Source organism: Streptomyces sp. O3 (assembly GCF_054788135.1).
Genome location: NZ_JBTVYK010000017.1, coordinates 22,486 through 45,770, shown reverse-complemented (window position 1 = coordinate 45,770; position 23,285 = coordinate 22,486). Strand labels below are relative to the sequence as shown.

The 23,285-nt window shown below is 70.8% G+C and carries 25 protein-coding genes and 1 pseudogene; 16 read left to right on the top strand and 10 right to left on the bottom strand.

The features are described 5' to 3' along the window. Window positions 1–2: 2 nt before the first annotated feature. Both ACX6XY_RS11145 and ACX6XY_RS11140 read right to left on the bottom strand, forming a co-directional pair. Entirely contained in the window at window positions 3–1,487 is a 1,485-nt protein-coding gene (locus ACX6XY_RS11145; RefSeq protein ID WP_460328775.1) for a sugar transferase, read from the bottom strand. Then, on the bottom strand, window positions 1,484–2,674 hold the full coding sequence (locus ACX6XY_RS11140) for a glycosyltransferase (protein ID WP_460328773.1): 1,191 nt from the start codon (window positions 2,672–2,674) through the stop codon (window positions 1,484–1,486). Before ACX6XY_RS11140 ends, ACX6XY_RS11145 begins: the two co-directional genes overlap by 4 nt. A gap of 287 nt (window positions 2,675–2,961) precedes the next feature. Between ACX6XY_RS11140 and ACX6XY_RS11135 the strand changes: the two genes are divergently transcribed. From ACX6XY_RS11135 to ACX6XY_RS11100, 8 genes are all read left to right on the top strand, one after another. Further along, complete coding sequence (locus tag ACX6XY_RS11135) at window positions 2,962–3,201, top strand: chaplin (protein ID WP_460328771.1); 240 nt, start codon at window positions 2,962–2,964, stop codon at window positions 3,199–3,201. 159 nt (window positions 3,202–3,360) lie between these two features. Then, window positions 3,361–4,149, top strand: a complete 789-nt coding sequence (locus ACX6XY_RS11130; RefSeq protein WP_460328768.1) for a hypothetical protein — start codon at window positions 3,361–3,363, stop codon at window positions 4,147–4,149. Window positions 4,150–4,371: 222 nt separating this feature from the next. Further along, the gene (locus ACX6XY_RS11125) at window positions 4,372–4,659 is read left to right on the top strand and encodes a hypothetical protein (protein ID WP_460328766.1); all 288 of its coding nucleotides are present in this window, start codon (window positions 4,372–4,374) and stop codon (window positions 4,657–4,659) included. Between the two features lie 103 nt (window positions 4,660–4,762). Beyond that, complete coding sequence (locus ACX6XY_RS11120) at window positions 4,763–5,002, top strand: chaplin (RefSeq protein WP_460328764.1); 240 nt, start codon at window positions 4,763–4,765, stop codon at window positions 5,000–5,002. A gap of 145 nt (window positions 5,003–5,147) precedes the next feature. Further along, entirely contained in the window at window positions 5,148–5,651 is a 504-nt protein-coding gene (locus ACX6XY_RS11115; RefSeq protein WP_460328762.1) for a DUF5949 family protein, read from the top strand. A 146-nt stretch (window positions 5,652–5,797) separates the two neighbouring features. Further along, window positions 5,798–6,301 carry a hypothetical protein gene (locus ACX6XY_RS11110; RefSeq protein WP_460328760.1) on the top strand — a complete coding sequence of 168 codons (504 nt, stop codon included), beginning with the start codon at window positions 5,798–5,800 and terminating at the stop codon, window positions 6,299–6,301. 146 nt (window positions 6,302–6,447) lie between these two features. Beyond that, window positions 6,448–6,909: a tyrosinase family oxidase copper chaperone gene (locus tag ACX6XY_RS11105; protein ID WP_460328869.1), complete on the top strand. Its 462-nt coding sequence runs from the start codon at window positions 6,448–6,450 to the stop codon at window positions 6,907–6,909. Window positions 6,910–6,934: 25 nt separating this feature from the next. Further along, window positions 6,935–7,807 (top strand): tyrosinase family protein, encoded by an 873-nt coding sequence (locus ACX6XY_RS11100; RefSeq protein ID WP_460328758.1) that lies wholly within the window; start codon window positions 6,935–6,937, stop codon window positions 7,805–7,807. Between the two features lie 166 nt (window positions 7,808–7,973). On the opposite strand, the pseudogene ACX6XY_RS11095 reads toward ACX6XY_RS11100, so the two are convergent. Together ACX6XY_RS11095 and ACX6XY_RS11090 are read right to left on the bottom strand one after the other, a co-directional pair. After that, window positions 7,974–8,279: pseudogene (locus ACX6XY_RS11095) on the bottom strand (chaplin); the annotation flags it as partial. Window positions 8,280–8,443: 164 nt separating this feature from the next. Beyond that, window positions 8,444–9,157, bottom strand: a complete 714-nt coding sequence (locus tag ACX6XY_RS11090; RefSeq protein ID WP_460328756.1) for a DUF5324 family protein — start codon at window positions 9,155–9,157, stop codon at window positions 8,444–8,446. Window positions 9,158–9,342: 185 nt separating this feature from the next. Between ACX6XY_RS11090 and ACX6XY_RS11085 the strand changes: the two genes are divergently transcribed. Further along, window positions 9,343–9,876, top strand: coding sequence for a peptidylprolyl isomerase (locus tag ACX6XY_RS11085; RefSeq protein ID WP_460328754.1), 534 nt, complete (start codon window positions 9,343–9,345; stop codon window positions 9,874–9,876). A gap of 110 nt (window positions 9,877–9,986) precedes the next feature. After that, window positions 9,987–10,874, top strand: coding sequence for a rhomboid family intramembrane serine protease (locus tag ACX6XY_RS11080; protein ID WP_460328752.1), 888 nt, complete (start codon window positions 9,987–9,989; stop codon window positions 10,872–10,874). 271 nt (window positions 10,875–11,145) lie between these two features. Here ACX6XY_RS11080 and crgA read toward each other — a convergent pair whose 3' ends face one another. Continuing rightward, window positions 11,146–11,403 carry a cell division protein CrgA gene (gene crgA / locus ACX6XY_RS11075; RefSeq protein WP_460328750.1) on the bottom strand — a complete coding sequence of 86 codons (258 nt, stop codon included), beginning with the start codon at window positions 11,401–11,403 and terminating at the stop codon, window positions 11,146–11,148. Window positions 11,404–11,559: 156 nt separating this feature from the next. Here crgA and ACX6XY_RS11070 point away from each other — a divergent pair, with 156 nt between their 5' ends. The 6 genes from ACX6XY_RS11070 to ACX6XY_RS11045 all read left to right on the top strand — a co-directional run bounded on the left by ACX6XY_RS11070 (window position 11,560) and on the right by ACX6XY_RS11045 (window position 15,870). Further along, on the top strand, window positions 11,560–12,339 hold the full coding sequence (locus tag ACX6XY_RS11070; protein WP_460328748.1) for a DUF881 domain-containing protein: 780 nt from the start codon (window positions 11,560–11,562) through the stop codon (window positions 12,337–12,339). A gap of 36 nt (window positions 12,340–12,375) precedes the next feature. Then, on the top strand, window positions 12,376–13,080 hold the full coding sequence (locus ACX6XY_RS11065) for a class E sortase (protein WP_460328867.1): 705 nt from the start codon (window positions 12,376–12,378) through the stop codon (window positions 13,078–13,080). Window positions 13,081–13,201: 121 nt separating this feature from the next. Next, window positions 13,202–13,360, top strand: a complete 159-nt coding sequence (locus tag ACX6XY_RS11060) for a hypothetical protein (protein WP_156727735.1) — start codon at window positions 13,202–13,204, stop codon at window positions 13,358–13,360. Continuing rightward, entirely contained in the window at window positions 13,357–13,995 is a 639-nt protein-coding gene (locus ACX6XY_RS11055; protein WP_460328746.1) for an aminodeoxychorismate/anthranilate synthase component II, read from the top strand. Before ACX6XY_RS11060 ends, ACX6XY_RS11055 begins: the two co-directional genes overlap by 4 nt. After that, complete coding sequence (locus ACX6XY_RS11050; protein WP_460328744.1) at window positions 13,992–15,092, top strand: class E sortase; 1,101 nt, start codon at window positions 13,992–13,994, stop codon at window positions 15,090–15,092. Before ACX6XY_RS11055 ends, ACX6XY_RS11050 begins: the two co-directional genes overlap by 4 nt. 40 nt (window positions 15,093–15,132) lie before the next feature. Continuing rightward, complete coding sequence (locus ACX6XY_RS11045) at window positions 15,133–15,870, top strand: class E sortase (protein WP_460328742.1); 738 nt, start codon at window positions 15,133–15,135, stop codon at window positions 15,868–15,870. 73 nt (window positions 15,871–15,943) lie between these two features. Here the strand turns inward: ACX6XY_RS11045 and pknB are convergent, their stop codons facing one another. From pknB to ACX6XY_RS11020, 5 genes are all read right to left on the bottom strand, one after another. Further along, on the bottom strand, window positions 15,944–18,019 hold the full coding sequence (gene pknB, locus ACX6XY_RS11040; protein WP_460328740.1) for a Stk1 family PASTA domain-containing Ser/Thr kinase: 2,076 nt from the start codon (window positions 18,017–18,019) through the stop codon (window positions 15,944–15,946). Window positions 18,020–18,241: 222 nt separating this feature from the next. Further along, a complete protein-coding gene (locus tag ACX6XY_RS11035; RefSeq protein WP_460328738.1) occupies window positions 18,242–19,699 on the bottom strand; it encodes a peptidoglycan D,D-transpeptidase FtsI family protein in 1,458 nt (485 codons plus the stop codon). Further along, window positions 19,696–21,105 (bottom strand): FtsW/RodA/SpoVE family cell cycle protein, encoded by a 1,410-nt coding sequence (locus ACX6XY_RS11030; protein ID WP_460328736.1) that lies wholly within the window; start codon window positions 21,103–21,105, stop codon window positions 19,696–19,698. Before ACX6XY_RS11030 ends, ACX6XY_RS11035 begins: the two co-directional genes overlap by 4 nt. Before the next feature lie 23 nt (window positions 21,106–21,128). Beyond that, window positions 21,129–22,679 carry a Stp1/IreP family PP2C-type Ser/Thr phosphatase gene (locus ACX6XY_RS11025; protein WP_460328865.1) on the bottom strand — a complete coding sequence of 517 codons (1,551 nt, stop codon included), beginning with the start codon at window positions 22,677–22,679 and terminating at the stop codon, window positions 21,129–21,131. Between the two features lie 98 nt (window positions 22,680–22,777). Continuing rightward, window positions 22,778–23,284: an FHA domain-containing protein FhaB/FipA gene (locus tag ACX6XY_RS11020; protein ID WP_460328734.1), complete on the bottom strand. Its 507-nt coding sequence runs from the start codon at window positions 23,282–23,284 to the stop codon at window positions 22,778–22,780. Window position 23,285 lies beyond the last annotated feature (1 nt).

Below are 23,285 nucleotides of genomic sequence, written 5' to 3'. Positions count from 1 at the left end.
GGTCAGCTCCCCGTCGGGCGGATCAGCGCGGCGACCGTACGCAGCAGGATGCCGACGTCACGCCCCAGCGACCAGCTGTCGATGTACGCGTTGTCGAAGCGGCAGCGGTCCTCGATGGAGGTGTCCCCGCGCAGCCCGTGGATCTGGGCGAGGCCGGTGATGCCGGTAGGCATCCGGTGCCGGTCCGCGTAGCCGGGGTAGCTCTCGCTGAACTTCGCGACGAAGTACGGGCGTTCCGGGCGCGGGCCGACCAGGCTCATATCGCCGCGGAACACGTTCCACAGCTGGAGCAGCTCGTCGAGCGAGCTACGCCGCAGGAAGCGGCAGAACCACGCCATCTGGCCCTCGTCGGCGACGCTCCAGCGGGTCGCCGACTCCATCGGGTCGGCCGGGCGGTGGGTACGGAACTTCAGCAGCGTGAAGGGCCGCCCGTCCTTGCCGATGCGCTCCTGGCGGAAGACCACGCCGGGCCCCTCGCTCAGCCGCAGCCAGAGCGCGCACACCAGCAGCACCGGGCTGGTCAGCACCAGCAGCGCGCCGGACACCGCCAGGTCGAGCGCGCGCTTGCCGGGGTGGCGGCGGCGCGGCGCGACGTCCACCGGGCGGCAGCGGAAGCCCGCCAGATACCGGGGCGCGCCCCGGTCGGTGCGCGGCACGTACGGCGACGGGCGGGCGTCGATCTGCCAGACCTCGCAGCCGAGTTCGCCCAGCGCGCGCAGCCAGGCGCGGTGCTCGGGCGCGCTGGGGTCGCCCATCAGGAGGGCGCGCCCCACGCCGTTCTGGATGACCGCGCGGCGGAGTTCGTCCACCGTGGTCAGCAGCGGCGGCACCGGCCCGTCGGCGTGCGGGTCGCTGACCGTGTTCGCCGACGTTCCGACGATGGACGTTCCGACGATGCCGACCAGGCGTACGCCGCTGGCCCGGTGCCGCTGGAGCGCGGCGGCCACGCGGGCCGCCGTCGTCCGCGGGCCGATCAGCAGGGCCGTGACCGGGTGCCGTACGGCGGCGGCCCGCCGTCGCCGGTACACGAGACCGCGCCCGGCGAGCGCCAGCGCGCAGTGCAGCGCGCCGCCCGTGGCCAGCGCGGCGGCGGACAGCGGCGTCAGCCGCGGCAGGGCTCCCAGCAGGGCCGCGAGGCCGCACCAGACGACGGCGATCCGGGCGGCGACGGCCGGGCAGTCGTCGAGGAGCTGGCGCGGCTCGCCGCCGCCGTAGAGGCCCGCCCGCCCGTTCAGCACGGCGAGCGTGACGACGAGGGCGGCGAGCAGCGACGGGGGGCGCTGCGACGGCGTCAGCGCCAGCGCGCCGCCCAGCGCGGCCGCGCCGTCCACCAGGAGCAGGGGCGTACGCGAGGCGTGCGGCGGGGCCGGGCGGCGGCCGCCGACGCGGTGGGCGCCGCCCGCCGCCGTACGGGGCGAGATCACCGAGACGAGTGACGCGCCCCGCGGCAGTCGGGTGGGGGACGGGGCCGTACGTTCCGGGCTCACGTGGTGATCGACTCCCTGCGTCTGGTGGGCTCCACGCCCAGGAGTTCGAGGTACACGTCGGTCACCGCGGCGGTGGTGCGCCGGATGTCGTGCCGGGCACGGGCGTGGCGGCGTGCCCGTTCACCCAACGCGTCGCGGTGGCCGGGGTCACGCAGCAGGCGGATGAGGGCGTGCGCCAGCGCGTCGGGGTCACTCGGCGGCACCAGGCAGTGCGGTGCGAGGTCGGGCGGCAGGCTCTCGCGCGCGCCGTCCACGTCCGACACGAGCACCGGCCGCCCGCAGGCCATCGCCTCCAGCGGGGCGAGCGCCATGCCCTCCCAGCGGGAGGGCAGGACGACGAGGTCGGCCGCGTGGTACCAGTCGACGGTCTCGTCCACGGCGCCGACGAACCGTACGGACGCGGGGGCGTCCGCGCGCAGCCGCGCCGCGTCGGGCCCGTCCCCGACCAGGGCCAGCCGGGCGTCGGGGCGTGCGCGCAGCACCTCGGGCCAGGCGGCGAGCAGCACGTCCTGCCCCTTCTGGCGGCAGAGGCGGCCCACGCACACCACCAGCGGTCCCGCGCCGAACGCTGGCCCAGTGCCGGACGCCGGTTCCGCGTCGTACGCCGGTTCCGCGTCGGAAGCGGGGCGGTCCGGGCCCGGCGGGCGGAAGCGCTCCAGGTCGATGCCGTTGGGGACGACGGTCCAGGGCGCCTGGACGCCGCTCCGCCGCCCGGTCTCGCGCTCCGCTGCGCTGACGCAGACGACTCGCGCGGTCCAGCGCGCGGCGAAGCGTTCCCAGCGCAGCGCCAGCCGAGCGGTGCCGCCGCCGACGGCCTCGAAGGACCAGGCGTGCGGCTGGAAGACGGTGGGCACCCGGCCGCGCACCGCGAGCCGGGCCGCCAGACCCGCCTTGGCGCTGTGCGCGTGCAGGACGTCCGGACGGGCGGCGGCGACCACGGTCGCCAGGCGGCGCACCTCGCGTACCAGGCCGGGACCGGGGGAGCGGGACGCCCGCCAGGGGAGTACGGCGCACCCGACGCCGGTCAGCGCGTCGGCCAGCGGCCCGCCGGGCGGGCAGGCCACGGAGACCTCCATACCGGCGGCGACCTGGGCGCGCGCGAGGTCGGTGACGACCTGGGCCACGCCGCCTTCGACAGGTTGTGTCACGTGCAGCACGCGCGCGGAACGGCCCAGGGATTGCGCCATGACCCATGTCCCCTTCTGGGGTGTCGAAGGAAAATAAGAAAGTCGTATTTATTAACCGTTCTTCTCTCGCCCTGTATCGCCTGAGCGAGGAGAAAGCAAGAATAGCCACACGAGATCATCTGGTCCTGGATCGAGACGTGTGTCGGATTAGTGGAAAGGTGTGACCTTCGGTCATCCGGGATGTCTGTCACCCGAACGGGTGCGCAACTCCTCGCCAGCTAGACCGTTGCTCCAAAAGTCAGGGTTAAGCCTTGGCCGAGAACATCCATCCTCCGAGGAGTAAATTCATGTCGCGTACCGTGAAGGCCATCGCCTTCTCCGCCGTGGCCGCCGCCGCTCTGGCCGGGTCCACCGGCGTCGCCGCCGCCGACGCTGGCGCGCAGGGCACCGCCGCCCACTCGCCCGGCGTGCTCTCGGGCAACGTCATCCAGGTGCCCGTCCACGTCCCGGTCAACGTCTGCGGCAACACCGTGAACGTCATCGGGCTGCTGAACCCGGCGTTCGGCAACACCTGCGTCAACGACTGATCCGACGCACTCCGCCCCTTCCGCAGCCGCCCTCTCCAGGGGCGGCTGCTCCCGTTTGCGGGCCCTGTCTGCCCCGGATGGCCGTCACCCGGTTGCATGGTGAAGTCATCACTCGCACGGTGATCTCAAGATCGGACAAAACACCGAAAAGGAGACACCATGCCCGTCCTACCCGTACGGCGCCTAGCGACTTCGGCGCTGTGCGCGACACTCTTCCTCGGTGCGGCCGCGCCAGCGATCGCGGCCGAGGACAGCGTCGATCGCTCTCGCCGCACGGAGACGCAAGGCGCCCCGGTTCCCGGAGCGGATCGCCTGCTCGAACAGACCGAAACCCTCGGGGGCGTGGGCGACGTCCTCAAGCCGGTCACCGACCTGCTGGGCCAGGCGCTCAAGGCCGACGACGGGCAGCTGCCCGAGGCGGACGCGGAGCAGCTCGCCGAAGCGGTCAAGCAAGCCATCGATGCGGTCAAGGGCCAGGTCCCGGAGGTGCCAGAGGTCCCCGAGGCGCCTGAGGTACCCGAGACGCTTGAGGTACCCGAGACGCCTGAGGCCCCTGAGGCCCCTGAGGTCCCCGAGGCGCCTGACGTGCCGGACACCACGCTGCCCGGCGACGCGAAGAACGCCGCGAGGAACATGGCCCCGGTCGACCTCCAGGACGAGGCGCTGGACGCGCTCCTGGCCGCGGTCGAGGCCCTGGTCGAGTCGGTGACGTCCGGTGATGTCGCCGAGGTCGCCACGCAGGTGCCCGTCGTGCTGACCGGCCTGGTCAACTTCGTCGTGGCCACGCTGCTCGGCGGCGTACTGCCCGCCCCGGACCTGCCGGGCCTGCCCGACCTGCCGGAGCTCCCGGTGGACGCCCCCGAGCTGCCCGAGACGCCGGAGCTGCCGGTGGACACCCCCGAACTCCCGGTGGACGCCCCCGAGCTGCCCGTTCCCGGCCTCCCGTAGCGCCTCGGCGCCCGCCCGCCGCGTCGGCCTTCGGGCCGGCGCGGCGGGCTTTTATATGAAAGTCCGCCGCCTGACACGCGGGCGCGGCGAGAAATTCCGCGCCTCAGGGTTTCCGTAGCCGATGACGCTCGTTGAGCAGGAGGAAGCGAGACAGCGGGCATGTGAAATGTCCCGAATGGCGATTCTCATGGGTGACGCATTGTCGCCGAAGAAAGGAAAACGATGAAGGCTCTGAAGGCCGCTGCCGTCGTCGCAGGCTCCCTGGCCATTTCCGGTGCCGCCGCCCCCGCCTTTGCCGCGGACCTCACGCCGACGAGCCTCAACGGTGCGCTGGAGACCCTCGCCAGCCCGGCAGCCCTCGAACAGGCCCAGCTGGTGCACACCGACGCCCTCGACCCGCAGGACGCGAATTCCCTGGTGAACACCGTCACGGACGCGACGGGCGACCTGGACGTCGGCGGCCCGAACTCCCCCACCGCCCTCCTCGGCGGCCTGCCGCTCTCCAAGTAATCACCTCACCTCAAACGTCCGGGCGTGTTTCTGTGCTCAGTGCACGGCCCGGCCCCATAAGGTACGGAAATCCGTACGGGAATCCTGTAAGGAAGGTTTGGAAATGAATTCTGTCAAGAAGGCCGCCGTGGTCGTCATGGGCGCCGGGCTCGCCGCGGGCGCCGCCGCCGGTACCGCGTTCGCCGACGCGGGCGCGCAGGGCGCGGCCGTGCACTCGCCGGGCGTCGGCTCCGGCAACGTCGGCCAGATCCCGGTCCACATCCCGATCAACGTGTGCGGCAACACCGTCAACGGCATCGCGGCCCTCAACCCGACCTTCGGGAACACCTGCGTCAACGACTGAGACGGGTGCGCGATTTCCGGGCTTCGGTCGCCGGGTAAAGAAGGCTGGTCTGGTGGAACTCGTTCCGCTGAACCAGCCTTCGGCGTTTGAGCCAACCGGGTGACATTTTCGCGGGCGGGCCGCGCCGCGTGGCTAGGCTGCCGACGTGACTTCAACGCCGAGCACCGACACCGCATTTCAGCCCGCAGACCTGGGAACTCTCGCCGTCATTTCCTGGAGCGGCGAACATCCCGAAGAGGAGAAGGACATGCCCTTCCTCCTCGCCTACTCCCTGGGCGACGGTCCGGGAGGCCCCGAAGCCTCCGCCCGAGCGGTCCACGCACTGCTGAGCCAGACCGGACTGCCGGTCGGCGGCGATGTCCAGGACGGCGCGGACCAGCCCAGCTTCCCCGTGTCGCTACTGGTCCAGGCGGGGCAGGCCGTCATCACCATGCCGTATCTGAACGCCCAGTGCGTGGTGCCGCCGGAGTGGCTCCGCGCGGTCGAGGACCGCGGTTACGCCTACTTCGTGTTCACCACGCGCCCCTGGCCCGACGCGACGCCCGGTCAGCCGGTGACCGAGGAACAGCTCGCGCGGTTCGCGGGCGACGAGGAGACCCTCATCGCCGCGGCCCACTGCCGCCTCCCGGTACGGGAACTGCGCGGCTGAGCGACCGTCAGCCGAGCCGTCAGCAGAGCCGTCAGCAGAGCCGTCCGTATTAGTGCGGTCGGGGGAATTCTGCACTGATGTCGCGATCCGGGTCGTTAGCCCAGGTACGGCCACAACACGCAACGCCGAAAGGGTCCGTGCCCGAGATGAACATGAAAGCCAAAGGGGCGATCGCCGCACTGGTGAGCTCCGTCGCCGCGGCCGCCGGAGCCGGCTCCGCCGTCGCGGCGGAGCAGGTCCCCGTATCCGTTCCGCTGTCCGGAGTGGAGCACGCCCTGCACATGGAGGCCCCGAAGCTCAGCACCGGGGTGCCGCTCCCGATCCCCGGCGCCCCTGAGGGCCCGCGGTATGTGGAGGGGCAGCTGCTGCCGGACCAGGTGCTGCCGCAGCTGCCGATCAGCAGTGAGCTGCCCGCGACCGAGGCGGTGGCCCCGCTGCCGCAGCTGGTGCCGTCCGAGACCGTGGACCACCTCGGTCTGGTCACGGACGGCTCCGACGTCGCGGCCCGCACTCCGGGGGCCTCGGTGAACCCGCCGCTCACGGGCCCGCTGCGGAACCGCTTCGGACTGCCGGATCTGGTCATGCCGCAGGCGGCCCTGGAGACCCCGGCGCTCCAGTCCCAGCCGGGCGCCGAACTGGGCGTCAGCTAGGGCCGGACAGGCCTGGGGCCTGCCGGGCGGCGCCCCTCGGGCCCTGGCGAACCTCGGGGCCGGACGCACCTCCGCGTCCGGCCTCCGTCACCAAGGCGTCGGGGGCGGGACGGCAGACCAGCCGAGACCGTGAGGAGACCACCGCACTGACTACCGACCGGCGCGAACGTTCCGCGACTCCCGAGGCTCCCGAGGCTCCTGCGGCACCCGCGACTTACGTCACCCGCCGCAGCGCGCTGCTCGTCGCGCTCGGCGTCGTACCCGCCGCTGTCGCGGTCACCGTGACAGCCGTGCACCGCTCGTCGCGGTCATCCGGCACCGGCACCGGCCCCGAGGCGCGCGTACTGGCGGGCCCGGAAGACGAGGGCTTCGACGAGGTCTATCAGGGCCGACGCATCCGCGGCGCCCCGAGCACCGGCCGTACGGCGGCCACACCGGGCTCCTGGCAGGTCACCGTCGACGGCCGCCCGCTGCACCTGATGCGGCGCGCCGACGACACGTATATGAGCGCCGTCGACCACTACGCGGCGTACCCGACACCGCTGGCGGCCACCCGCGCGGCCGTCGACGAGCTTCGCGGTCAGCCGCTGCGGCTGCACACCAGCTGAGAGAGACGAAGGAGCGCGAGCGGACGTGGCGTACATACGGCAGAACCAGAGGACGCTCAGCGCCGCGCAGAAGAAGCGGTTCGTGGACGCCGTGCTCGCGATCAAGCGCAGGGGCGAATACGACGACTTCGTGCGGATGCACATCGAGTTCTATGTGAGCGACGGCGACGGCGGGCTGCGCGTGGCCCATATGACGCCCTCCTTCCTGCCCTGGCACCGCCGGTTCCTGCTGGAGTTCGAGCGGGCGCTGCAACGCGTGGATCCGGGGGTGTCGGTGCCGTACTGGGACTGGACGGCGGACCAGTCGCCCACCGGGTCCCTGTGGGCGCCCGACTTCCTGGGCGGCAACGGCCGCCGCTCCGACCGGCAGGTGACGACCGGGCCCTTCGCCTACCGGAACGGGGGCTGGACCATCACCGAGTCGGTGTCCGAGGCAGAGTTCCTCACCCGCGACTTCGGCCGCCCGCACGACCCCCTGGACCTGCCGACGCCCGCCGAGCTGGCCTGGGCGATGGACGACCCGCGCTATGACGCCGACCCGTGGAACTCGCTGAGCCGTACCGGCTTCCGCAACAAGCTCGAAGGCTGGACGTCCGGCTCGGGCAACGCCCGGTTCCGCAACCACAACCGGGTGCACCGCTGGGTGGGCGGCCATATGCTCGGCGCCGCGTCGGTCAACGACCCGGTGTTCTGGCTGAACCACGCGTTCGTCGACCTGTGCTGGTCGCGCTGGAGCGAGCGGCACGGCGCCGCCGAGCCGTACCTGCCGACCCGGCACCCTCCGCTCGGCCTTCCGCAGCACGGGCGGATCGTCGCGGCGCGCGAGTCGATGCCGCCGTGGGACGTACGACCGGTCGATCTGCTCGAACACCGGTCGGTGTACCGGTACGACGCGTGACAAAGCCCCCCAGCGTGGCACGCTGGGGGGCTTTTCGAGGTGCTCAGGCGCCGTAACCCTTGTCGCCGCCGTCGCCGTTGTGGCCGTCGCCGCTGTTGTGGTCGCCGCCGTTTCCGTCGCCGCTGTTGTGGTCGCCGTCGTTCCCGTTGCCGCTGTTGTGGTCGCCGCCGTTCCCGTAGCCGCCGTCGTCGCCGTTCCCGCCGTCGTCGCCGTTCCCGTTGTCCATGCCGTCGCTGACGTTCAGGCAGGTGTTGCCGAAGGCCGGGTTGAGGCCCGCGATGCCGTTCACGGTGTTCCCGCACACGTTGACCGGGATGTGGATCGGAACCTGCAGCAGGTTGCCCGACAGAACACCGGGCGAGTGCATGGCCTCGCCCGAGGCACCGGCGTCGGCCGCGGCCAGGCCGGCGCCGCCGAGCACCACAGCACCCGTGCCGAGAGTGACAGCGGCTGCCTTCGCGATGCGTGACATCACGTTCTCCTTTTGCTTGGCAGGTGCGGCTGCGTTCTCGCGGCCGCTCGGCTGTTCAACGGCCTCCCAAGCGGCAGGTAACGGCTGTGACAGGTACGCATGCGGCAAACCGGTCAGATTACCTCTGTCGGCGGCCCCTAATGGCCCTATTGGCCCTACCGGCGCTACTGGTCGCGCTCGTCCCGTTCCGCGGCCTCCGCCTCGGCCTGCTTGGCCCGCACCTCGGGGTCGAGCGTGGACTGGCCGCTGCCGTCGACCGAGGACAGCCGGGCGCCTTCGGAGGCCTCGGTCATCTCCGTGGGCGCGGGCGGCTCGACCAGCCAGTCCGGGTTGGCCTGCCGGTCCCACCACCGCCAGGCGGCGAACGCGGCGGCGCCCAGCACTCCGACGACGGCCAGCCGCTTGGCTGCCCGTCCGGCCCTGGCCCGGCGTTCGTGACGGCGTACGAGTCGCTGGATCTCCTTGGCCGAGACCTCGCCGCGCAGCGCGGCGAGCGCGGCGGTGCCCCGCGCCGCCGCCGCGCTGGCGGCGGGCTGGGCGGCGGCCACCGCGTGCTCGACCCGCGGCCGGGCCGCCGCGGCGGCGCTGCGGGCCGCGTCGCGGGTCCGGCAGGCGGCCTGGTCCACCTTGGGCGGCACATGAGCACGCGCCTGCTCCACACGGTGGGCGAGATGCGCGTCGTACTGGACGCGCGCCTGCTCGGCGGCCTGGTGCGCGGCGTCGCTCACCTTGGGAGCGAGCCGTGCGCGTGCCTCGTGTGCGTAGAGCGCCGCGCGGTCCCTGGCGGTCTCGGCATAGGGCACCACTGCCTCCGCAGCGTGGCGCACGCTGTCCTTCGCCGTACTGGTCGCGGCGCGCGCGCTGTCCTTGCGGGTCACGGGATCACCTTCCTCGTCGGTGCCGTACGGGGAGCTTGTGGACGACAATGCCACGGAACCGCTCGGTACGCGTCTCTTCGGCGGCGATGGGGCCTTCTCCTCCGTACGCCCCGATCCGTGCGAGGATGCGGGAAGCCGGAGCAGGCGCCGGAGCAGGCGCCAGGGAAGACGACGGAAGGCACATCGTGGCTGAGCAGCTCTACGCCACCCTGAAGACCAGCCAGGGCGACATCGAGGTACGGCTTCTGCCGTACCACGCGCCCAAGACGGTCAGGAACTTCGTGGAGCTCGCCAAGGGCGAGCGCGAGTGGACCCACCCGGCGACCGGGAAGCGGTCCACGGACAAGCTCTACGACGGCACGGTCTTCCACCGGGTGATCGGCGGCTTCATGATCCAGGGCGGCGACCCGCTGGGCAACGGCACGGGCGGCCCCGGCTACGAGTTCGCGGACGAGTTCCACCCGGAGCTGGCCTTCGACAAGCCGTACCTGCTGGCGATGGCCAACGCGGGACCGGGCACCAACGGCTCCCAGTTCTTCATCACGCTGGCCCCGACCGGCTGGCTGAACCGCAAGCACACCATCTTCGGCGAGGTCACGGGCGACGCGAGCAAGAAGGTCGTGGACGCCATCGGCGGCGCCCAGACCAATCCGCGCACCGACCGCCCGGTCAATGACATCGTCATCGAGTCGGTCGTGGTCGAGACCCGCGAGAGCTGAGCGCGTACGGGTTTCCCCAGGGGAACCAATCCGCCCCGCTCATCCGTAAGGATGGACGGGGCGGCGTTCGTGTTGAGCCGCCGCCGACCGGAGACGTCGAGGGGACCGTGATGGAGCAGGCGCCAGGGAGTCCACAGGGTGCGCGGAGCGGGCTGCCCGGCTGCTACCGGCATCCGGAGCGCGAGACGGGCGTCCGCTGCACGCGCTGCGAGCGGCCGATCTGCCCGGAGTGCATGGTGGACGCGTCCGTCGGCTTCCAGTGCCCTGTCTGTGTGCGCGAGGGGTCGGGCACCGGGCACGCGCCGACGGCCAACCGGCCGCGCACGCTCGCGGGCGGCACGGTCGCCGCCGACCCGCGGCTGGTCACGAAGATCCTGCTCGGGATCAATGTGGCGATGTTCGTCGCGATCCACTCGGTCGCGACGCTGCTCAACGACGTCGAGCTGATCGGTCTCGCCTGGGATCCCGAGGTAGGGGCGGTGGTCGGCGTCGCCGACGGTCAGTGGTACCGCCTGGTGACCTCGATGTTCGCGCACGAGCAGATCTGGCACATCGGCTTCAACATGCTGGCGTTGTGGTGGATCGGCGGCCCGCTGGAGGCGGCGCTCGGCCGGGCCCGCTACCTCGCGCTGTATCTGATCTCCGGCCTCGCGGGCAGCGGTCTGACCTATCTGCTGGCCGCCGCCAACCAGCCCTCGCTCGGCGCGTCCGGCGCGGTCTACGGCCTGTTCGGCGCGACCGCCGTGCTGATGCGCCGCCTCAACTACGACATGCGCCCGGTGCTCGCGCTCCTCGCGATCAACCTGGTCTTCACCTTCACCATCGCCAACATCGCCTGGGAGGCACACGTCGGGGGCCTGGTGGCGGGCGTCGCCCTCGCCTACGGGATGGTGCACGCACCGCGCGAGCGCCGCACCCTGGTCCAGGTCGGCACATGCGCGGCGGTCCTGCTGGCGGCGGTGCTGACCGTGGTGCTGCGGACCGCCCAGCTCACCTGATCAGCTCACCTGATCGGCCCACCTGGCGAGATGCTTGTCCACGGGCCGAGAGGCAGTTGTCCACAGCCTGTCCCCGAGCCTGTGCACGGTGTGGGGAACGACTTCGCCCCTTGCCGCTGACCTGGGTTTACCCAGGAAGGGCAAGGGGCGAACGAGTGTCCGGTGCGCGCGCGATCCGTCATACCGGTGTCAACCGGCGAGGAGTTATCCACAGATCGTAGTAAGTTATCCACACGGGTCCACGCGGCTCCTGTGGACACTCTGTGGACGGCTACTTCCACTGCGTGGAGACGCCGAACCCCGCCGCGATGAAGCCGAAGCCGACCACGATGTTCCAGTTGCCCAGGGCCTCGACGGGCAGACTGGTGTCCGTGACGTAGAAGACGACGATCCAGGCCAGCCCGACCAGGAAGAGCGCCAGCATCACCGGCGCCACCCAGCTGCGGTTGGTCAGCTTCACGGCGGCCGCCTGCTTGGACGGCGGCGGGGTGTAGGCGTCCTTCTTCTTGCGGATACGTGACTTCGGCACGAGGGGGCTCTCCTGTCGATGCGCTGCATGGCCGCGCGGGAACGGTGTCGGGAACGGTGTGTCGGCTGGCGCCGGTCAGGCGCGACGGGGGATCCGTGCTCCCCCGAGCGTCCGTTAGCGTAGTACTTTCGCGGCACCGTAAGGAGTAAGGGTACGTTGAGCAATCCCGCCGACTCCCCCGACCCGGACACCAGGCCTGCCCGCCGGTTCGGCGGACGCCCGGTGCGGGTGCTCACCGCCGCCGTCTTCGCGCTCGCGGGGCTCATCTTCGCCACCAGCTTCAACACTGCCAAGGGTACGAACATCCGGACGGACGCGTCGATGCTGCGGCTGTCCGATCTGATCCAGGAGCGCAGCGACAGGAACGGCGACCTGGAGCAGTCCAACGGCGCCCTGCGGGACCGGGTCGATGCGCTCACCGCGGGCCAGAAGGGCAGCACCGAGGCCGAGAAGGCCAGGCTCAAGGCGCTGGAGAAGGCCGCGGGCACCCAGTCGCTCAAGGGCCAGGCCGTCACCGTGACCCTCACGGACGCCCCGCCGGACGCCACCGCCAGGCTCCCCGGCTACCCCGAGCCACAGCCCAACGACCTGGTCATCCACCAGCAGGATCTTCAGGCCGTGGTGAACGCCCTGTGGGTGGGCGGGGCCGAGGGCATCCGGGTCATGGACCAGCGGCTGATCTCCACCAGCGCCGTCCGCTGCGTCGGCAACACCCTGATCCTCCAGGGCCGCGTCTACTCACCGCCGTACAAGGTCACCGCGGTCGGCGACCCCGGCAAGCTCAAGAAGGCACTCGCCGCGTCGCCCGCGATCCAGAACTACATGGTGTACGTCAACGCCTACGGGCTCGGCTGGGAAGTCGACGACCACAAGGCGATGACTCTGCCCGGCTACTCGGGCACAGTAGATCTCCAGCACGCGAAGCCTGTGGAGTAGGCAGGGCGTCAGGGCGGGGGTGGCTGGCCGGTGTCGGTGCGAGCGGTCGTCAGGACCCTCAGCGAGCTGTGCGTCACCGTCGGCGCCGTGATCGTGCTGTTCGTCGTCTACGTCGTGTACTGGACCGGGGTACGGGCCGACAGCGCGATGGACGGCCAGCTCGACCAGCTCCAGGACCGCTGGTCCCAGGGCAGCGTCGCCACGCCCCCCGGCGACGCCACAGCCACCGACGACCGGCCCGTGCCCGAGCCGCCCCCGCCGCCCGCCTACCGGGACGGCGAGCCCTTCGCCGTCATGTACATCCCCCGCTTCGGCGACGACTGGAGCAAACCGGTCCTGGAGGGCACCAAGACCGGAACCCTGAGAAAGGGCCTGGGCCACTACGCCGAGACCGCCCCGCTCGGCGAGCGGGGCAACTTCTCCGTCGCGGGCCACCGCCGCACCTACGGCGACCCCTTCAAGGACTTCCCGAAGCTGCGCCCCGACGACGCCGTCGTCCTCACCGACGGCACCACCTGGTTCACGTACCGCGTCGCGAACAAGCCCTACAAGACCGTCCCGACCGATGTCGCGGTGGTCGACCCGGTGCCCGAGAAGTCGGGCTTCACCGGGCCGGGCCGCTACCTCACGCTGACGACCTGCGAGCCGGAGTGGGGCAGCAGCCACCGGCTGATCGTCTGGGCCCACCTCGACGCGACCCAGCCCGTCGAGCGGGGCAGGCCGAAGGCGCTGCGCGGCTGACCCTCGGACACCGGCCACGGGACCACCCCCCGCCCCGTACTCTGGTGACCGCACAGGCGGACAGCGGACCGAGGAAGCAGACGGGCCGAGGAACGGGCAGAGGAAAGGGGCTACGGACAGTATGTACGGCTGGATCTGGCGGAAGCTGCCGGGCAACGCGGCGATCAAGGCGGCCATCTCGCTGCTGCTCATCCTCGGCGTGGTCTACGCGCTCTTCCAGTACGTCTTCCCGTGGGCGGAGCCGCTGCTTCCCTTCAACGACGTGACGGTGGACCAGTGAGCGCGCGCATCCTCGTCGTCGACAACTACGACAGCTTCGTCTTCAACCTGGTCCAGTACCTGTACCAGCTGGGCGCCGAGTGCGAGGTCGTCCGCAACGACGAGGTCTCCACCGCGCACGCCCAGGACGGCTTCGACGGCGTGCTGCTGTCGCCCGGACCCGGCACGCCCGAGCAGGCCGGGGTCTGCGTCGAGATGGTCAGGCACTGCGCGGCCACCGGGGTCCCGGTCTTCGGGGTCTGCCTCGGCATGCAGTCGATGGCGGTGGCGTACGGCGGTGTGGTGGACCGCGCGCCCGAGCTGCTGCACGGCAAGACCTCCCCCGTGACGCACGACGGCGTCGGCGTCTTCGCGGGGCTCCCCTCGCCCTTCACGGCGACCCGGTACCACTCGCTCGCCGCCGAGCCGGGCACGGTGCCCGCCGAACTGCGGGTCACCGCCCGTACCGACGACGGCATCATCATGGGGCTGCGCCACCGTGAGCTGCCGGTCGAGGGCGTCCAGTTCCACCCGGAGTCGGTGCTCACCGAGCACGGCCACCTGATGCTCGCCAACTGGCTGGCCGAGTGCGGCGACACGGGCGCGGTGGCGCGCTCTTCCGGGCTGGCCCCGGTGGTCGGCAGGGCCTCGATGTGACGCCCGCCCGCCCCGGAAGCGATCCCGAGTTCCCGTACTCGCACGGCGCGTACGGGGAACCGGGCACTTTCGAGGCGGCCGTCGAACAGCTGGCCGATCCGCTGAGCGACCCGCTTCCCGGCCAGCAGCCGACCCAGGATCCGGCTCCGGAGGAGTGGTACGCCCCGCAGGCCTACCAGCAGCAGTGGTACGGGGACGAGCGGTACCAGCAGCCACAGCCGTACGAGCAGCAGCCGTACGAGGCGCGGTACGAGGCGCGGTACGACGAGCCCCCGCAGCCGTACTACGAGCCGCTGCCGGAGCCCGTACCGGAGGAGCCCGCCCCGGAGCCGATCCCGGAGCCGGTCCCGGAGCCCGCGCCGGAGCCTGTGCGGCGCGCCCCCGGCTCGCGGCTGGAGGCCCGCCGGGCTGAGCGGGCCAGGCGGCCGGGTCCCGCCGTGGTCGCCAGCCGCGTGCTGGGGGAACTGTGCATCACCTTCGGCGCGCTGATGCTGCTGTTCGTCACGTACCAGCTGTGGTGGACCAACATCGCCGCCGACATCGAGGCGGGCAAGGAGCGCGACCGCATCCAGCAGAGCTGGGCGGACGGCGCGGGCAAGCCGGACGCCTTCGAGCCCGGCCAGGGCTTCGCGATACTGCACATCCCCAAGCTGGACGTCGTCGTCCCGGTGGCCGAGGGCATCAGCAAGAAGGGCGTCCTGGACCGCGGCATGGTCGGGCACTACGCCGAGGACGGCCTCAAGACCGCGATGCCCGAGGACGAGCAGGGCAACTTCGCGGTCGCCGGACACCGCAACACCCACGGCGAGCCGTTCCGTTACATCAATCGGCTCAAGCCGGGCGATCCGATCGTCGTGGAGACTCGAGACACGTACTACGTCTACGAGATGGCGAGCATCCTTCCGCAGACGAGCCCGAGCAATATCGACGTCATCGCCCCGGTGCCCAAGCAGTCCGGCTTCACCGAGCCGGGCCGCTACCTCACCATGACCACCTGCACCCCCGAGTTCACCAGTACGTACCGGATGATCGTCTGGGGCAAGATGGTCGAGGAGCGGCCCCGTGACGAGGGCAAGCCGAAGGCGCTCGTACGCTGAGCGCGACCGGACAGCGGCACGAGAAGCGGGGCGAGAAGCGATGGCAGCGAGCACCGAGCAGGAGGAGCGGGCCGACGACGGCCTGACGCCCGCACCGAGACGGCGCTCACGCCGCGACGCACTCCTCACGGCCGTCAGCGTCTTCGGCGAGCTGCTGATCACCGCGGGCCTGGTACTCGGCCTCTTCGTCGTCTACTCGCTGTGGTGGACCAACGTCCTGGCTGACCGCGAGGCGAAGAAGCAGGGCGACGAGGTGCGCGAGACCTGGGAGGAGTCGGGTCCCGGTGAGCTGGACACCAAGGGCGGCCTCGGCTTTCTGCACGTCCCGGCGATGGGCGAGCGGAACATCCTCGTCAAGAAGGGCACCGGCACCGAGGACCTCAACGACGGCACCGCCGGGTACTACACCGAGCCGGTCAAGTCCGCGCTGCCGCAGGACGACAAGGGCAACTTCACGCTGGCCGCGCACCGCGACGGGCACGGCGCGAAGTTCCACAACATCCACAAGCTCAAGGACGGCGACTCGATCGTCTTCGAGTCCAAGGACAAGTGGTACGTCTACAAGGTCTTCGCCAAGCTGCCGTCCACCAGCAAGTACAACGTGAACGTGCTGAAGCCCATCCCCGAGGGCTCGGGCAAGAAGCAGGCCGGGCGGTACATCACGCTCACCACCTGCACCCCGATCTACACCTCCAAGCACCGCTACATCGTGTGGGGCGAACTGGAGCGCGTCGAGAAGGTCGACAGCGACCGGACCCCACCGGCCGAGCTGGGCTGAGCCCCCAGGAGTCCCAGGGGGCTCAGTAGCCCAGCCCAGCCCAACCCAGCCCAGCCGAGCCCGGCCTTGAGGCTCAGCCTCCTATGCCGCCGAAGAGGCCGCTCTGCTCCTGGCCGTCCGGCTGCTGCTGGCCGCCGGTCGTCCGGAGGATGACCCGCTGGCCCGGCTGCACCTTCTTGCCCGCGCGCGGGTTGCTCAGCACGACGCGGGCGTTGTCGTCCTGCGGGCCGTCGATGCGGGCGAGCTGGAGCTGCCTCTGCGCGAGGATCTGCTTCGCCTGGCCGAGGGGGACGCCGGTGAGCTGGGGCATGTCGAACTTCCCGTCGCCGGGCTCGTTGTCGTCCCCGCCGTCGTCGCCGTCCTGGTCGCCGTCGTTGTTCTGCTCCGGTGCCTTGGCGATCTTGACATTGACCGTCGTGTCGGGGTCGACGTCGTTGCCGCCGGGGAACTGCTGCTCGAAGATCTTGCCCTCGGGCTGCGCCTCCGACTCCTCCTGGGTCTGGGTGCCCAGGACCAGGCCCTTGGCTTCCAGGGCCTCCTTGGCCTGCTGCGGGGTCATGCCCAGCAGGTTGGGGACGGTGACCACCTGCTTCGCCATGGCCACGGTCAGGGTGATCTCGGAGCCCTTCTCCAGCTCGGTGCCGGACTTCGGATCCTGCTCAAGGACTTCGCCGGGGGTGACCGAGCTCTCCTTCTTCTCGATCGTGACCGTGAACTCGTAGTCCTTGCCCTCAAGCTTGGCCCTGGCGTCGTCCTCGGTGTCTCCGATGACGCTCGGCACCGCGACCTTCGGCGCCCCGGTGGAGACCACCACCTGGACGACGCTGTCCTTCTCGACCTCGCCGTTCTCGGGGTTCTGGCTGCAGATCTTGCCCTCGGCCTGGTTCTCGCAGGGCTTGTCCGTGCGCTGGAGCTTCACTCCGCCGTTCTCGGCCTGGCGTTCGGCAGCCGCGTACTCCTCGCCGATGAAGTTCGGCACCGCGACCAGCCCGTCGTCGGCCTTCTTGTCGCCGAACACCCACATACCGATGGCGATCGCACCGGCCAGCACCAGCACGGCCGCCGCGATCAGCAGCGCCGTGGAACCGCCGCCGCCCGACTTCTGCTGGCGGCGGCGCGGCTGCTCGTCGTAGCCGTAGCCGCCGTCGTCCGGGTTGGCCGGGGGCAGCATCGAGGTCTGCTGGGCGGCGTGCTGCTGGGGCAGCATCGCCGTCTGCTGCTCGTCGGGGTACTGGCCGCCGCCGTACGCGGCGGCCGCGCCCATCGCCGCGGCCGCCGCCACCGGCTGGCCGTCCAGGCTCGCCTCGATGTCGGCGCGCATCTCGTCCGCCGACTGGTAGCGGTAGTCCGGGTCTTTGACCAGGGCCTTCAGGACGATGGCGTCCATCGAGGGGGTGATCTCGGGGTCGAAGACACTCGGCGGCTGGGCCTCTTCGCGGACATGCTGGTAGGCGACCGCGACCGGCGAGTCGCCGACGAACGGCGGGCGCACGGTCAGGAGTTCGTACAGCAGACAGCCCGTGGAGTACAGGTCGGACCGGGCGTCGACCTGCTCGCCCTTGGCCTGCTCGGGCGAGAGGTACTGGGCGGTGCCGATGACGGCCGAGGTCTGGGTCATGGTCATGCCGGAGTCGCCCATGGCGCGGGCGATGCCGAAGTCCATCACCTTGACCTGGCCGGTGCGGGTCAGCATGACGTTCGCGGGCTTGATGTCGCGGTGGACGATCCCGGCCCGGTGCGAGTACTCCAGCGCCTGGAGAATGCCGATGGTCATCTCCATCGCGCGCTCGGGGAGCAGCTTCCGCCCGGAGTGCAGCAGCTCGCGCAGCGTGGACCCGTCCACGTACTCCATCACGATGTACGGGATCGAGATGCCGCCGCCCGCGCCGGAGGCGGCGTCGTACACCATGTCCTCGCCGGTGTCGTAGACCGCGACGATCGCCGGATGGTTGAGCGAGGCGGCGGACTGGGCCTCACGGCGGAACCGGGCCTGGAACGACTCGTCGCGGGCCAGGTCGACCCGGAGCGTCTTCACGGCGACGGTGCGGCCGAGGCGGGTGTCATGGGCGAGGTAGACCTCCGCCATGCCACCGCGGCCGAGCACCTGACCCAGCTCGTACCGGCCGCCGAGGCGACGCGGCTCTTCCATAGCTACCTACCAGCCCTCTCCGTCGGTCCCGACCGCACCCATGTGAGGTCCGGCGGTGTGCTGCTTCGGCATACCGTACCGGCCTGATCCGCCGTGATCCGGCCGCAACTGATACCTGATACAGGACCGGTACCACCGTGACCGACGTCACTCGGGGCTGCCTGCGGGCAGCCGTCCGCGTCGGGCCGTGCCTCAGTTCTCGCTAGTTCTCGCTAGTTCCCGCTAGCTCTTGCTGTCGATGACCGCCTTCATCACGTCCTTGGCGATCGGGGCGGCGAGGCCGCCGCCCGTGACGTCGGTGGCGTCGCTGTCCTCGATGACCACGGCGACCGCGACCGGGGCGCCGGTGTCGGTCTTGGCGTACGAGACGAACCAGGCGAACGGCGTGCCCTCGTTGTTCTCGCCGGTCTCCGCGGTGCCGGTCTTGCCGCCGACCGTCACGCCCTTGATCTTGGCGTTGGTGCCGGTGCCCTCGTTGACGGTGGTCTCCAGGGTCTGCTGGAGCTTCTGGGCGTTCGGCTTGGAGAGCGGCTCGCTCAGGCTCTTCGGCGAGGTCTTCTTGACCGTGTCCAGGTTGGGGGCCTTCAGCTCGCTGACCATGTACGGCTGCATCAGCGTGCCGTCGTTGGCGATCGCGGCGGTGACCATGGCCATCTGGAGCGGGGTGGCGCGGGTGTTGTACTGGCCGATCGAGGACATCGCGGTCTGCGAGGGGTTGATATCGGTGGGGAACTCCGACGCCACGGCGCGTACCGGGGTGAACTGCTCCTCGTTGAAGCCGAACTTCTTCGCGGTCTCCAGCATCTTGTCCTTGCCGAGATCCGAGCCGATCTTGCCGAAGACGGTGTTGCAGGACACCCGCATGGCCTCGCGCAGGGAGGCGTCCTCGCAGCTGCTGACGCCGTGGTTGGGCAGCTTGGTCGTGGTGCCCGGCATCTCCCAGGGCTCGGGGGTGTCCGTCTTGGCGTCCACGTCGTCGTACAGACCGTGCTCCAGCGCGGCCGCGGCGGTGACCAGCTTGAACGTCGAGCCGGGTGCGTAGGTCTCGCGCAGCGCGCGGTTGAGCATCGGCTTGTCGGGGTCCTTGGTCAGCCGGTTCCAGGCGTCGCCGTCCTTGTTGGTGCGTCCCGCGAACTCGGACGGGTCGTACGACGGGGTGGAGGCGAGGGCGAGGATCGCGCCGGTCTCGGGGTCGATGGCGGCGACCGCGCCCTTCTTGTCGCCGAGGCCCCGGAACGCGGCTTCCTGGGCCGCGCCGTTGAGGGTGGTGACGACGTTGCCGCCCTCCTCCTTCTTGCCACCGGTGATCATGTCGATGGTGTTGCTGAAGAAGAGGCGGTCGTCGGTGCCGGTGAGGATGCCGTCCTCGAGGTTCTCCAGCTGGCTGGAGCCGAAGACCTGGGACGCGTACCCGGTGACGGGGGCCCACATGGGGCCGTTCTTCCAGGTGCGCTTGTACTTGTAGAAGGTGTCGCTGGTCTCCTTCGAGCCGGTGATGGCCTGGTCGCCGACGATGATGTCGCCGCGCTTGATGCTGTAGCGCTCGATCTCCACGCGCTTGTTCAGCTGGTGCGTGCTCAGCTCGTCGGCGTCGACGTACTGGATCCAGTTGCTGCGGACCAGCAGGGCGAGTATCAGGATGCCGCAGAAGACGGCGATGCGGCGCAGGGGCTTGTTCATGGCCGTACCACCTGGGTCATCTCGGCGTCCGGGGACGGGGCGGGGGAAGGGGCGGGGCGGCGCGCGGTGTCGCTGATCCGGATCAGGATGCCGATCAGCGCCCAGTTGGCGATCACGGACGAGCCGCCCGCCGCGAGGAACGGCATGGTCATGCCGGTCAGCGGGATGAGGCCCATGACGCCGCCCGCCACCACGAAGACCTGGATGGCGAAGGCCCCGGAGAGGCCGATCGCGAACAGCTTGCCGAACGGGTCGCGGGCGGCCAGCGCCGTGCGCACGCCCCGCTCGATGATCAGCGCGTAGAGCAGCAGGAACGCCATGACTCCGGCGAGACCCAGCTCCTCGCCGACGGTGGCGAAGATGAAGTCGGAGTTGGCGGCGAAGCCGATGAGGTCGGAGTTGCCCTGGCCCCAGCCGGTGCCGAGCACGCCGCCGGAGCCGAAGGACATCAGCGACTGGGCGACCTGGTCGCTCTTGGCCAGCGTCTCGTCGGCGAAGGGGTGCAGCCAGGCCTGGACGCGGTCCTGTACGTGGGACGCGAAGCTGGCGACGCCCACCGCGCCGGCGGCGGACATCAGCAGGCCGATGACGATCCAGCTGGTGCGCTCGGTGGCGACGTACAGCATGACGACGAACATGCCGAAGAACAGCAGCGAGGTGCCGAGGTCGGTCTCGAAGACCAGGATCAGCAGGCTGACCAGCCAGATCGTCACGATCGGCCCGAGGTCGCGGCCGCGCGGCAGGTACAGGCCCATGAAGCGGCGGCTGGCGAGGGCGAGGGCGTCGCGCTTGACCATCAGATACCCGGAGAAGAAGATCGCGATGATGATCTTCACGAACTCGCCGGGCTGGATGGAGAACGGGCCCAGGCTGATCCAGATCCTGGCGCCGTTCACCGCCGGGAAGAATATCGGCAGGATCAGCAGCACCAGCGCGACCACCATGGAGATGTAGGTGTAGCGCTGGAGGATGCGGTGGTCCTTCAGCAGCAGCAGGATCGCGGTGAACAGGGCGATGCCGACGGCCGAGTACATCAGCTGTTTGGGGGCGTCCGGGGTGAACTTGCCGAACAGGGTCTCGGCGCGCTGGATCAGCCGCTGGGACTGGTCGAGCCGCCAGATCAGCACCAGGCCGAGACCGTTGAGCAGGGTCGCCAGCGGCAGCAGCAGCGGATCGGCGTACGGGGCGAATCTGCGGACCACCAGGTGGCCGACCCCCGCCAGCAGGCCGAGCCCCGCGCCGTAGCCGAGCATGCCGGTGGGGACCTCGTCGTTGATGGCGAGGCCCACGTTGGCGTAGGCGAAGATCGGGATGAGTACGGCGAACACCAGGAGCGCGAGCTCGGTGTTGCGTCGGCTCGGTGCGCCGATCGCGCCGATGGTGGACGTGTGCGTGGAACCGCTCATGGTGTTGGACAGACCCCCCGCGCCTATTGCTTACCGCAGTTGGCGACGAGCGGCTGTTCGTCCTTGGTGAAGGCGGAGCTCGGCGCGGGGGTCGGGGACGGGGCCTGCGCGGCGTCGCCCTTCGCCTCGTCCTCGGCGTCCTTCTTCGCGTCGTCGCCGGCTCCGAAGCCGTCGGAGCCGCCCGCCTCGCCCTCGTCGGCGCCGGCGTTGTTCTCCCGCTCGGCCTTCTCGTTGGCCTCGTGCTTCTTGCAGGCCGACGCCTGGAGGCTGAGCTCCTTGATCTTCGCCTCGGCGCCCTTGCGGCCGCCCTCGGCGATCGCGCCGCCCTTGACCAGCTTCTGCTGGTACTGCGGGAGGTAGTCCAGCTCGATGTCGGGGTGGTCCTCCTCGACGTCGGAGAGCGACACCCAGGCCAGGTCCTGGCTGATGCCCCGGTAGAGCGCGATGTGGTCGCCGTTGGCGCTCACGTAGTACTGGGTCTGGGTCCAGCGGTGGGCCCCGTACAGGCCGCCGCCGAGCACCGCGAGCGCCAGCAGCGCGTACAGCGTTCTCTTCAGCCACTTGCGGCCGCCGGGCGGGCCCTCGTAGTCCTCGTCGGAGTACGGGCCGAAGCCGCCCTCAGGGGCGTACGCGTCGGGGGCGGCGCTGTCCGGCGGGCCGAAGGCGCCGCTGGGCTGCTCGGGCACCTGGCGGCCGAGACCGGCCGCGCGGCCCGCGGGCGTCTGCATGGCGCCGCTGTCGTGCGACGGGAGCGGGTTCTCGGCGACCGCGCCCACCACGACGGGGGTGTCGACGAGCTGCCCGGCGAGGGTGTCGCCGCTGTCGATGTCCAGGACGTCGGCGACGATCACGGTGATGTTGTCCGGGCCGCCGCCGCGCAGCGCGAGCTGGATCAGCTCCTGCACGGTCTCCTCGGGGCCCTGGTAGCTGGCGAGCGCCTCCTCCATCGTCTGGTGCGAGACCACGCCGGACAGGCCGTCCGAGCAGAGCAGGTACCGGTCCCCGGCCCGTACCTCCCGGACGGACAGGTCGGCCTCGACGTGGTCGGCGCTGCCCAGCGCGCGCATCAGCAGCGAGCGCTGCGGGTGCGTGGTGGCTTCCTCTTCGGTGATCCGGCCCTCGTCGACGAGGCGCTGCACCCAGGTGTGATCCTGGGTGATCTGGGTCAGCACGCCGTCCCGCAGCAGGTACGCGCGGGAGTCGCCGACATGCACCAGGCCGAGCCGCTGGCCGGTCCACAGCAGGGCGGTGAGCGTGGTGCCCATGCCCTCCAGCTGGGGGTCCTCCTCGACCATGACGCGCAGCTGGTCGTTGGCGCGCTGCACCGCGTCGCCGAGCGAGGTCAGCAGGTCGGAGCCGGGAACGTCGTCGTCGAGCTGGACGAGGGTGGAGATCACCTCGGAGCTGGCGACCTCGCCCGCCGCCTGGCCTCCCATGCCGTCGGCGATGGCGAGCAGCCGCGGACCGGCGTAGCCGGAGTCCTCGTTGCCCTCGCGGATCATGCCTTTGTGCGATCCGGCGGCGAAGCGCAGTGACAGACTCATGCGCACCTCGCCTGTCGGCTCCGGGTACATCCGCACGGTGCCCACCCTCCGGTCGGGAGCGTGCCCAGGCCCGTTGTGGGGGCCGCGTCGGCTCGCTCGCTCCGCTCGCGCTTGTTCATGACGTAGTACTACTTCCGCAGCTCGATGACGGTCTTGCCGATGCGGATCGGCGCACCCAGCGGAACTGGCGTCGGCGTGGTGAGTCGGGTCCGGTCGAGATACGTGCCGTTGGTGGACCCGAGGTCCTCGACGATCCACTGACCGTCGCGGTCCGGGTAGATCCGGGCGTGTCTGCTGGAGGCGTAGTCGTCGTCCAGCACGATCGTGGAGTCGTGGGCCCGGCCGAGGGAGATGGTCTGGCCCTGGAGCGCCACCGTGGTTCCGGCGAGAGTGCCCTCGGAGACGACCAGCTTGGACGGGGCGCCCCGGCGCTGCCGACCGCCCCCGCCCTGGCGCGGTGCGGCCGCCGACTGACGGTCCGGCGACTGGCGTGCCTCCGCGCTGCGGCGTCCGGCGCGCTGGGTGACGCGGGTGCCGAACAGGTCGCTGCGGATGACCTGTACGGCCACGATCACGAACAGCCACAGGACGGCCAGGAAACCCAACCGCATGACCGTCAGGGTCAGCTCTGACATT

What these genes read in the sequence shown, in the direction of transcription:
- ACX6XY_RS11140 (WP_460328773.1), bottom strand. Translation starts at nt 2,674, where the DNA reads ATGGCGCAATCCCTGGGCCGTTCCGCGCGCGTGCTGCACGTGACACAA.
- ACX6XY_RS11135 (WP_460328771.1), top strand. Translation starts at nt 2,962, where the DNA reads ATGTCGCGTACCGTGAAGGCCATCGCCTTCTCCGCCGTGGCCGCCGCC.
- ACX6XY_RS11130 (WP_460328768.1), top strand. Translation starts at nt 3,361, where the DNA reads ATGCCCGTCCTACCCGTACGGCGCCTAGCGACTTCGGCGCTGTGCGCG.
- ACX6XY_RS11125 (WP_460328766.1), top strand. Translation starts at nt 4,372, where the DNA reads ATGAAGGCTCTGAAGGCCGCTGCCGTCGTCGCAGGCTCCCTGGCCATT.
- ACX6XY_RS11120 (WP_460328764.1), top strand. Translation starts at nt 4,763, where the DNA reads ATGAATTCTGTCAAGAAGGCCGCCGTGGTCGTCATGGGCGCCGGGCTC.
- ACX6XY_RS11110 (WP_460328760.1), top strand. Translation starts at nt 5,798, where the DNA reads ATGAACATGAAAGCCAAAGGGGCGATCGCCGCACTGGTGAGCTCCGTC.
- ACX6XY_RS11080 (WP_460328752.1), top strand. Translation starts at nt 9,987, where the DNA reads ATGGAGCAGGCGCCAGGGAGTCCACAGGGTGCGCGGAGCGGGCTGCCC.
- ACX6XY_RS11060 (WP_156727735.1), top strand. Translation starts at nt 13,202, where the DNA reads ATGTACGGCTGGATCTGGCGGAAGCTGCCGGGCAACGCGGCGATCAAG.
- ACX6XY_RS11045 (WP_460328742.1), top strand. Translation starts at nt 15,133, where the DNA reads ATGGCAGCGAGCACCGAGCAGGAGGAGCGGGCCGACGACGGCCTGACG.
- pknB (WP_460328740.1), bottom strand. Translation starts at nt 18,019, where the DNA reads ATGGAAGAGCCGCGTCGCCTCGGCGGCCGGTACGAGCTGGGTCAGGTG.
- ACX6XY_RS11035 (WP_460328738.1), bottom strand. Translation starts at nt 19,699, where the DNA reads ATGAACAAGCCCCTGCGCCGCATCGCCGTCTTCTGCGGCATCCTGATA.
- ACX6XY_RS11030 (WP_460328736.1), bottom strand. Translation starts at nt 21,105, where the DNA reads ATGAGCGGTTCCACGCACACGTCCACCATCGGCGCGATCGGCGCACCG.
- ACX6XY_RS11025 (WP_460328865.1), bottom strand. Translation starts at nt 22,679, where the DNA reads ATGTACCCGGAGCCGACAGGCGAGGTGCGCATGAGTCTGTCACTGCGC.
- ACX6XY_RS11020 (WP_460328734.1), bottom strand. Translation starts at nt 23,284, where the DNA reads ATGTCAGAGCTGACCCTGACGGTCATGCGGTTGGGTTTCCTGGCCGTC.